Consider the following 8,343-nt stretch of genomic DNA (forward strand, 5'->3'; position numbering starts at 1 on the left):
CCCTATGGACTGAAATCACATCATGAATACGGCCGGCGTTCCGACCAGCACCAGGATGAGCAAAAATACGACGGTCAGCGGAAACGCGAGCCGGGAGGAGGCTTGTTCTCCTACCGTTCTGGCGATCGCCTTCCGTTTCTCCCACATTTGCCGGGTCAGCTCGCGAAGCGCGGGTACGAACGCATCTCCGCCTCTTCTCGCATTGATCAGCACCGTCGTCGCAAACAGCTTGGCTTCGGGCACCGCGCACCTGCGCCCCCATTCCTCCAGCGCCGCTGCCAGGCTTTCTCCCCGGTTCATGCTCTCGATCGCGGCTCGCAGCTCCGTGTACAGCGGATTGTCTGCCGAACGCCTTTTCTCGGCTACCCGGGACAGCGCGCGCATGACGTTCTCTCCCGCGTTCACCATGAGCAGCAGCTTGCTTAACAGCTCCGGCAGCTCCATCACGATGCTCTGGCGGCGCTTGCCCACTTGAGCCGACAGCTCCTTCAGCCGCAAAACCGGAAGGCAGACTCCAAGCACCGCGCCAACTGCGAGCAAATCCGGCGTATCCGTCGCCCAGGCCAGCACACTCATGCCCGTCAGCGTCATGTAGCCCAGCCCCGCGCTCTCCGCCGCCCAATCGATCAATCGGACTTCCGGACATGAGCCTCCGTTAAGCAAAGCTAACGAGACGCGAGCTCTGTCCAGCAGAGGCAGCGTCCTCTTCCATACGGCGGGATGTCGCAGCGCAATCGCGAACGGATCGGTCCGAAGCCTAAGCGCGCGTCCCTTCCGGCCCCGGGAGGCCGCTGCGATCAGCCCGGCATATCCAGCCAGCAGCAGTACGCATGCCGCTCGGATCAACCATTCGCTCATAGCTTGATGTCCATAATCCGAAGCATCCACCAGCTGCACAGCCCCAGCAGCAGCAAGCCAACCGTCAGCACAACGATCCCCATCCCTTCTCGCATCGGCTGCATATAATCGGCAGCCAGAAAGCCCAGTATACCGACGAAAGCAAAGGGCATGACCATCATAATTCTCGCTTCGAACCTTTTCTGAGCGATCAGAACGGAAACCTCCAGCTCGACGTCCATCTTCTCGGCAATCAGTTGAGACGTTCTTCTCGCCACCTCGACCAGATCTCCTCCGGCTCTCTTGCAGATCGCCATCGCTTCGGCGAAGCTCTTCACCTCCTCCAGATCGGAACGCCCGGCGAAGTTCTGCAAGGCGGCCTCCAGTTGCTCTCCGTTATGTAGCCGATTGGAGATCGCCCTTAGTTCTGTAATCAAGTCGGAGCGGCTGTCTCCGATTAACAGGATCAGATCGTTCTCCAAAGCCATAAAGGCGTTCTCGACCGATCTGCCCGCGGAGAGCAAGGAGGTCAATGCCTGCAGGGCGTCCTTGAACTGCTGTCTTAGCTTCTCCTTGCGACGGCGGCACAGGCTGCGGGCATAAAGACGCGGGTACGCCAACCCGAGAGGCGCGGCCGCCGCAGCGATGAAGGGGTGCCGATACAGCAGCCATACGCTCGCATAGCAGAAGGCGCAGCCGAGGACAATGGCCCAAACCCTCTCCCTGGCATTCAGACGATAGACCGAGTAGTCCGTCAACTCCCCCTCTCCTCCTTCAGCAGACCGGCATGGCGCAGCTTGCCCGTATCGCGCAGCGGAGCCAGCCTGCGCAAGCTGCCGACGACGCGGCCCTCCCGTTCCCCTTCTTCTTCGAAGCGGAACAACGCGTTCAGCAAAATCTCCCCGTCCTTCATTCCCGTCACCTCGCATATTTCCGCAACCTTGCGAGTGGAGTCTCGAAAACGGCTTAAATGAATGACAATGTCGAGCGCCGAAGCCATCTGCTGGCGGATGACGGGCACCGGCAAGTCCGCTCCGCTAAGCACCATCGTCTCCAATCGGGAGATCATATCCTTGGCGCCGTTCGCGTGTCCCGTAGACAAGCTGCCTTCATGTCCCGTATTCATCGCCTGAAGCATATCGAGCGCCTCCGATCCGCGCACCTCGCCGACGATTATCCGGTTAGGTCTCATCCGCAGGGATGCCCGAATCAGCTCGCGTATGCCTAATTGCCCCTTGCCTTCGCTGTTGGCGTTGCGCGTCTCCAGCGCAACGAGATTGGCGATGCCCCGAATCTGCAGCTCGGCGGCATCCTCAATCGTAATCACCCGTTCGTGAGAGGGAATCCACTGAGCGAGCGCGTTCAGGAAAGTCGTCTTGCCCGAGCCCGTCCCTCCGCTAATAAACAGGTTGTATTTCGCCATCACCAGCTCGCGCAAAAAGTCTGCGGCCTCTCTCGTTAGCGATCCCTTGGCGATCAAGTCCTCGATTCCGAGCGGCTGATTCGGAAATCGGCGTATCGTCACCGTCGGCCCCTTCAGCGCGATCGGAGGCAGCACCACATGTACCCTGGAGCCGTCGGGCAGACGAGCGTCCACAATCGGCGAAGCTTCGTTGACGATTCGGTTCACGCGCCCGACCATGCTCTGAATGAGATCCTCCAACCTCTCGCGGCTCTCGAAGCCGAGATCGACCGCTCGGAGTTCCCCTCCCTTTTCAATAAAAATCTCGTTGTGGGAGTTGATCATGATCTCGGTGATCTCCTGGTCCTCGAGCAGCGGCTGCAGCGCGTCCAAACCGCGGAAGGAATGATACAGGCGCATGACCGCCGCCCCGCGTTCCCTCGCCGTCATTCTCCGTACTCGATCTCTGCGGAACAGCTCGTCCTCGATCCGCTTCCGCAATTCCTCGTCCGATATGGAGTCGTCCCAGGCCAAGCGGGCGCGAACGGCGTTCCTCAGCTCAACCAGCTCCTCGATCGTAAGCCCGCTGTCCGCCATAGCCTTCGCCCCTCCTCCTGCGATCCGTTCCCGAGCGGCCGCCGTCCGCGCCCAACAGGTCCAACAGCCTCTCCACCGCTCCCGAATAGGCCGGCGAGGAAAGCAATCTGCCCGGCTGATCGACGGTCTTCCACTCCGGAGCATACGGAAGCGCCATCTCAGGCGCCGCTCCGGGCAGCGGCCACCGGTTAACCGACCGTCCCCCGCCGAACTTGTTCATGACGTACGACACCCTGCACGGAGCGCCGTCCAATCGCGTCTCCCAGTGCCGATGCAGCTTCTCCGCCTTCAGCAGACACTGCGCATCGTCCAACGTCAGCCAGACGATCCGGTCGCTCTGCTCAAGCAGGCGCAGATGCCATTCTCCGGCGCCGGAATCGGGGTCGACGACGATGACGTCGTACCGGTTCCCGGACTTCAGCTTGTCGATCAGCTCTCGCGCGACGTCTGGAGTGAGCGCAAGCCGCTCCCCGGGATGCTCCGGAGCGTCGATGTAGTCGGCCCGCAATTGCGGCTGGTGTCGACACAGCCGCCGCGATTGCTCCTCCCATTGCTCCGGATGCGCCTGCAGCGCGTAAAGCAGACGGGACAGCCCATCCGGCTCGCCTCTTCCGAACAGGAGCGATGTCGCGTTCAGTTCCTCCAGATTGAGATAGAGAACGCGAAGCCCCCTTTCCCCCGCTTGGCGGACAAGGTTTAACGCCACGGTCGTCTTGCCTACGCCACCCGAGGCAGAGAACACCGTCCAGATCTGGCAGCGGCCCTCCAGCTTGGCCTCGTCCGCCCCCAACGATCCTCGTATGCAGCTCAGTAGAGCCGGCAGCGGCTGGTAGCGGGAAATCTCCACCCACTCCTCTACTTCTTCCTCGCCCCGCCTCCCCGTTCCGGACTCGTCCGACAGAACGACGACTTTTCCGATTCGGCTGCTCGAAACGGTCAACGGTCCTATCATCTCCCGCTCTCCGATCAGCGCGTCTATTCTCCCCCCGCTCTGCAGTTCCCTTCTCAGCGCGCTGTCGTGCGTGTACGCCGCCACCTCCCAGCTCTTCTCCTCTTCCCGCAAATACTCCGCCAGCTTGGCGACGTATTCCCTCTCCGCAGCCGCCAGCACGATCCTCTTGACCATGTTCCGCCTCCCCTCCGGAAAACGAAAAACCGCAAACCCCGACGCATACGCGTCGAAATTTGCGGTGCTTCCGCTTTCGCTATTGAAATCGTAGCCCTAACATACCATGACTTTCCATTTTCGTCAACGCCCGCTCTTCGATTCTTCGCTCCGTCAGTCCTTGTCGACGAGATCCCGCTGCAGATACGTCTCCAGCGTATTCGTAATCTCGTAAGTCGTCTGCGCCAAATCGTAATTCTCGAACGCGTGCTCGCAGGAAGCGCGATAGCCGAGCTCCTGCTCGTAATGGCTCAGGTGCTTGGCAATGACCTCCTCCGGCAATCCGAGCTTGCGCTGACGTTCCTCCGCCGTCCGCGGATCCACGTAGAGGAACAGACGAACAGCCTTGTCCCCGTAGATCTTCTTAAGGATGCTAGCGCCTTCATGATTCAAAATGAGATAGACGGAATCCTGCTGCGCCAGCTTGTTCTCGATATCCCGGCTGCGTATGCCGTACAATTGGCCGTCGATTTCGACGCTTTCCAGGAACTCTTCCCGCCGCTCCATCTCCCGATACTCCTCGTGAGTCACGAACGTGTAATCCTGTCCGTTCACTTCCCCCGGCCTAGGCGGCCTCGTCGCGTACGAAACAATCTTCTCCATGCCGAAGGTTTGGCCGACCGCTTCCGCAACCGATTTTCTTCCAGAACCGTCCGGCCCGGTAAAGACGAATATCCGATTCGTGTCGCGCATCCGTATCCTCTCCTTCCCATGAAAACGGTTTACTTTTAAAAAAATACAGAATTATCCGATAATTATCAATTATAGAAGACAAGAGCTTGAACCGTCAATTGCCGTCGGCTATTCGCCGATCGCTGAGGACGATCCCGCTGATCGGCACATATTGGCAAGATTAAGATGCCCTTAATTTCTCAATATAGGGACAAGCATCATGATATACTCCTTTTTGTCATCGAGAATCAGATCAGGAGGAATCGACATGAACATAACAAAACGACTGAGGAAAATCGCGATCGGAGCCGCCTGCTTCGCGCTGCTGGCCACCGGCGTCGGCGCGCTCGAACAGCCTTCCGCCCATGCCGCGTCTACGGTATCCGCAAGCGCAACCTCCGCCCAGAAAGCGAACGCCGTTATCGCGTTGGCCAAGCAGCTCAAGGGCAAGGTCACCTACAAATTCAACGTGAACAATCCCGGAAAGCTGTGGTTCGACTGCTCTTCCTTCACCAAATACGTGTTCGCCAAGCAGGGCGTAAACCTGAAATGGAGCTCCCAGGCGCAAAGCAAGCAAGGCGTCTATGTCGCCAAAAGCAATCTGAAAAAAGGCGATCTCGTCTTCTTCAGCGTGTCGAAGCCTGGCACCGTCAATCATGTCGGCATCTATATCGGCAACGGACAATTTATCCATAATACGACCGGCAGCGGCGTTAACGGCGTTATCGTCAGCAAACTAAGCAGCTATTCGAAACGGTACATTACGGCCAGAAGAGTTCTCTAACAGGCTGCGGGACGGTCTCGGCCCGGTTCTTCAGAGTCGGGACCGTCCCTTTAAGCCGTTGTCGGCTAGCCCTTGGATTTGAAAAGCTCGCCCAACGCCCCTACGCTGCCTAGCGTATCGGCGACGCTTGAAGGCAGGAATACTTTGTTGGCCGGTCCTTTGGCGATTTCGCCCAGCGCTTCGAAGGAACGGTAAGCCAGCACCCTCTCGTCGAGCCCCGCCGACCGGAGCTTCTCGATTCTCGTTTTCTCGGCTTCCGCCACGGCCATGATCGCCTTCGCCTCTCCGAGCGCCTCCAGCTCCTGCGCCTGCCGCAAGCCTTCCGCTTGACGGATCCGGGCTTCCTTTTCTCCTTCCGCCTTCAATATTTTGCTCTGCTTATCCCCCTCGGACCGCAAAATCAAATCTTGCTTGGCCGCCTCTGCCTCCAGAATGATCGCGCGTTTGTTTCTCTCCGCCTTCATCTGCTTATCCATCGCTTCCTGAATGTCGCTGGGCGGTTTAATGTCGAGCACCTCTACTCGTTCAATGCGTACCCCCCACTTCTCGGTCGCCTCATCCAACGCCAAGCGGATGTTCGAAGAAATTTTTTCTCTGCCGGACAGCGTCTCGTCCAGCTCCATATTTCCGATAATCTGTCTCAGCGTTGCGGTCGTAATGTTGCGCACCCCGTAGACGTAATCCGATATTCCGTATGTAGCCTGCTCCGGGGCGACTATCTGGTAAAAAATGATCGTATCGATCTGCACCTGGACGTTATCCTTCGTAATGACCGTCTGCGGCGGGACGTTCGCTTGCTGAATTCTCAGATCGTGAAATACGCGAACGTTGTCGATAAACGGAACGAGGACGTTCACTCCGGGCGTCAGCAGCCGACTGTACTTTCCCAGTCTTTCGACCACGCCCACCTTCTGCTGAGGCACGATCCTGATCGACAGCACGACGACCGCTACGATCAGGATGACAACGAGAAATACGACATACACCATTCCGGTCAACCTCCCGTTTTTTGAACTTCAAGCATGGTTGAGCTTCGAGCGACGACGACGACCCGATCTTCCGGATTCAGCTCCTCCTTGGACGTTGCGCTCCAAGTCTCCGAACCGACCTTGACGATCCCCGGCCGGCTCGCCGTAATCCTTTCGATCACGATCCCCGGCTTGCCGATCAGCTGCTCATGCGCATCACGGAACCCTTTCCCGGGCTTCAGCTTTTTTTTCAACAGCTTGGTGGCGAGCGTTAGCGCCAAAGCGGCGGCCCCTCCGGCCAACGCCTGAAGCAAATAGTCGTCCGGCGCAAGCAAGGACACGACGGAAGCGACGGCTGCGCCTGCGCTGAGCCACAGCAAGTAATAGGTTAGCGTCAGCATCTCGGCAATCAGCAGCATACCGGCCACGATCAGCCATATCGCCCACCACTCCATCGAATTTTCGCCCCTTTCGCCCTTCTACTCATATTTACGGGAGCATTCTCGCGTTATGACTGGAACGGAAGAAACCCGGCATAAACGGCTTACGCTGTCTTAGCATCGGCGGATTAACGCGGAGGTCGGAGGCGATTCAGATCAGAAATACTTTCTAAATAACAAAAAGCCTGCCGCAAGCGGCAAGCTTTTCGAAAGTACGCTGAACAAGCTGACGTTACTGGGAAGGCGAAGCGGACGGTGACGGGCTCTCTTGCTCGGCCGACATCGTTTTGGACTTCAGCTTGGAGAAAGCGTCGCTGTTCACGTACTTCACAAACTCCCACGCGGCTCGTGGATTCGCGGAGCTGGCGCTTACCGCGAAAATGCTCCCCAAGTTGAAATAATGTTTGAGGAAAAAACAAAAAGAACCCGCCTTCGCCAGGCGGGCATATCCGGATTTCAAGAATGCGGCCTCCCGAACAATGTGTTTGTCTTTTTGTGCCGGAGCAGCTCCGAGACCGTCACCATTCGATAGCCGCGTTTCCTGAGCTCGGGCAATATCGTCTGCAGCGCTTGAACCGTTTGCATCGAACCTTCGACGTGATCGTGGAACAGCACAATATCTCCATTCCGAACGTTTTTCAACACTCTGTCGATAATTTTGCCTGTTCCGGGGGAACTCCAGTCCTTCGTATCCTGATGCCATGACCATAAGACCATCGTATAGCCGCGCTCGCGCGCGATCCGCACAACCGAATCGTTGAAAAAGCCTCCCGGAGGCCTGAACCATAGACTGTGCTTTCCGGTCAAATTCACGATCTGCTTCTCGGTTCGGCTCAGCTCCTCCGACAGCCGCTGCTCGCTGATCCGATGGTTCAAATACAGATGACTGTATGTATGATTCGCGACCTCGTGACCTTCCTGTGCCTCGCGCCTTACAACCTCGGGGTATTGATCCATCCGCCTTCCGACAACGAAAAAGGTCGACTTCGCCTCGTTCTCCGCCAGCAGATCGAGAATCTTGGGCGTAGTCACGGGATTAGGGCCATCGTCGAACGTAAGGGCGATTAGCTTCTCCTTCATCGGAACTTCCCATACAACCTCTTCGCGCTCCTCGTAATACGCTCTGGTTTTTCGCACCGGCTGCGCCTGATAACCGCAGGTAATGGCCGCCAGTGACAAGCTTATTCCAATCAGCGTTGCCGTCTTGAATACGGACATGCGCTCCCTCCGCTCCTGTGCATTACAGGGATAGTATGGAGGTTTCGATTCGTAATTATAAAAGGAAAAAGACACCTCCGTCGAGAAGGTGTCTGGGCTTGCGCCTTGAAAACCGGATGCGAACCAAAGTGGTGCGAAGAAGAAGGTGAATTGCCTTGCTAGGCCATCCGCTTAGGATAAGCCCTCGACCGATTAGTACTCGTCAGCTCCACACGTTGCCGCGCTTCCACCCCGAGCCTATCAACCTGGTGTTCTTCCAG

The 8,343-nt window shown here is 57.6% G+C and carries 10 protein-coding genes and 1 rRNA gene; 1 reads left to right on the forward strand and 10 read right to left on the reverse strand.

The window, feature by feature from the left end:
* Positions 1 to 15: 15 nt before the first annotated feature.
* From ACFO3S_RS22460 to ACFO3S_RS22480, 5 genes are all read right to left on the reverse strand, one after another.
* Positions 16 to 858, reverse strand: coding sequence for a type II secretion system F family protein (locus ACFO3S_RS22460; protein WP_378100634.1), 843 nt, complete (start codon positions 856 to 858; stop codon positions 16 to 18).
* Positions 855 to 1,595 carry a type II secretion system F family protein gene (locus tag ACFO3S_RS22465; protein ID WP_378100635.1) on the reverse strand — a complete coding sequence of 247 codons (741 nt, stop codon included), beginning with the start codon at positions 1,593 to 1,595 and terminating at the stop codon, positions 855 to 857. Before ACFO3S_RS22465 ends, ACFO3S_RS22460 begins: the two co-directional genes overlap by 4 nt.
* The gene (locus ACFO3S_RS22470; RefSeq protein ID WP_378100637.1) at positions 1,592 to 2,836 is read right to left on the reverse strand and encodes a CpaF family protein; all 1,245 of its coding nucleotides are present in this window, start codon (positions 2,834 to 2,836) and stop codon (positions 1,592 to 1,594) included. The genes ACFO3S_RS22465 and ACFO3S_RS22470 overlap by 4 nt, the downstream gene beginning before the upstream one ends.
* Positions 2,799 to 3,962 carry a nucleotide-binding protein gene (locus tag ACFO3S_RS22475; protein ID WP_378100639.1) on the reverse strand — a complete coding sequence of 388 codons (1,164 nt, stop codon included), beginning with the start codon at positions 3,960 to 3,962 and terminating at the stop codon, positions 2,799 to 2,801. The genes ACFO3S_RS22470 and ACFO3S_RS22475 overlap by 38 nt, the downstream gene beginning before the upstream one ends.
* Before the next feature lie 153 nt (positions 3,963 to 4,115).
* Positions 4,116 to 4,694: a guanylate kinase gene (locus tag ACFO3S_RS22480; RefSeq protein ID WP_378100641.1), complete on the reverse strand. Its 579-nt coding sequence runs from the start codon at positions 4,692 to 4,694 to the stop codon at positions 4,116 to 4,118.
* 247 nt (positions 4,695 to 4,941) lie between these two features.
* Between ACFO3S_RS22480 and ACFO3S_RS22485 the strand changes: the two genes are divergently transcribed.
* Positions 4,942 to 5,457: a C40 family peptidase gene (locus ACFO3S_RS22485; RefSeq protein WP_378100643.1), complete on the forward strand. Its 516-nt coding sequence runs from the start codon at positions 4,942 to 4,944 to the stop codon at positions 5,455 to 5,457.
* Positions 5,458 to 5,522: 65 nt separating this feature from the next.
* On the opposite strand, the gene ACFO3S_RS22490 is transcribed toward ACFO3S_RS22485, so the two are convergent.
* The 5 genes from ACFO3S_RS22490 to ACFO3S_RS22510 all read right to left on the reverse strand — a co-directional run.
* Complete coding sequence (locus ACFO3S_RS22490) at positions 5,523 to 6,446, reverse strand: SPFH domain-containing protein (RefSeq protein ID WP_378100645.1); 924 nt, start codon at positions 6,444 to 6,446, stop codon at positions 5,523 to 5,525.
* A 5-nt stretch (positions 6,447 to 6,451) separates the two neighbouring features.
* Positions 6,452 to 6,880, reverse strand: coding sequence for an NfeD family protein (locus ACFO3S_RS22495; RefSeq protein WP_378100646.1), 429 nt, complete (start codon positions 6,878 to 6,880; stop codon positions 6,452 to 6,454).
* 217 nt (positions 6,881 to 7,097) lie between these two features.
* Complete coding sequence (locus ACFO3S_RS22500; RefSeq protein ID WP_378100648.1) at positions 7,098 to 7,325, reverse strand: hypothetical protein; 228 nt, start codon at positions 7,323 to 7,325, stop codon at positions 7,098 to 7,100.
* A complete protein-coding gene (locus tag ACFO3S_RS22505) occupies positions 7,322 to 8,083 on the reverse strand; it encodes a polysaccharide deacetylase family protein (protein ID WP_378100650.1) in 762 nt (253 codons plus the stop codon). Before ACFO3S_RS22505 ends, ACFO3S_RS22500 begins: the two co-directional genes overlap by 4 nt.
* Before the next feature lie 172 nt (positions 8,084 to 8,255).
* A 23S ribosomal RNA gene (locus ACFO3S_RS22510) occupies positions 8,256 to 8,343 on the reverse strand; the annotation flags it as partial.

Source organism: Cohnella hongkongensis (assembly GCF_042654645.1).
GTDB classification, from domain to species: Bacteria; Bacillota; Bacilli; order Paenibacillales; family Paenibacillaceae; genus Cohnella; species Cohnella hongkongensis.

Excerpts from the sequence above, each read along its gene's own strand:
- ACFO3S_RS22460 (WP_378100634.1), bottom strand. The coding sequence starts at position 858 with ATGAGCGAATGGTTGATCCGAGCGGCATGCGTACTGCTGCTGGCTGGA.
- ACFO3S_RS22470 (WP_378100637.1), bottom strand. The coding sequence starts at position 2,836 with ATGGCGGACAGCGGGCTTACGATCGAGGAGCTGGTTGAGCTGAGGAAC.
- ACFO3S_RS22475 (WP_378100639.1), bottom strand. The coding sequence starts at position 3,962 with ATGGTCAAGAGGATCGTGCTGGCGGCTGCGGAGAGGGAATACGTCGCC.
- ACFO3S_RS22480 (WP_378100641.1), bottom strand. The coding sequence starts at position 4,694 with ATGCGCGACACGAATCGGATATTCGTCTTTACCGGGCCGGACGGTTCT.
- ACFO3S_RS22485 (WP_378100643.1), top strand. The coding sequence starts at position 4,942 with ATGAACATAACAAAACGACTGAGGAAAATCGCGATCGGAGCCGCCTGC.
- ACFO3S_RS22490 (WP_378100645.1), bottom strand. The coding sequence starts at position 6,446 with ATGGTGTATGTCGTATTTCTCGTTGTCATCCTGATCGTAGCGGTCGTC.
- ACFO3S_RS22495 (WP_378100646.1), bottom strand. The coding sequence starts at position 6,880 with ATGGAGTGGTGGGCGATATGGCTGATCGTGGCCGGTATGCTGCTGATT.
- ACFO3S_RS22505 (WP_378100650.1), bottom strand. The coding sequence starts at position 8,083 with ATGTCCGTATTCAAGACGGCAACGCTGATTGGAATAAGCTTGTCACTG.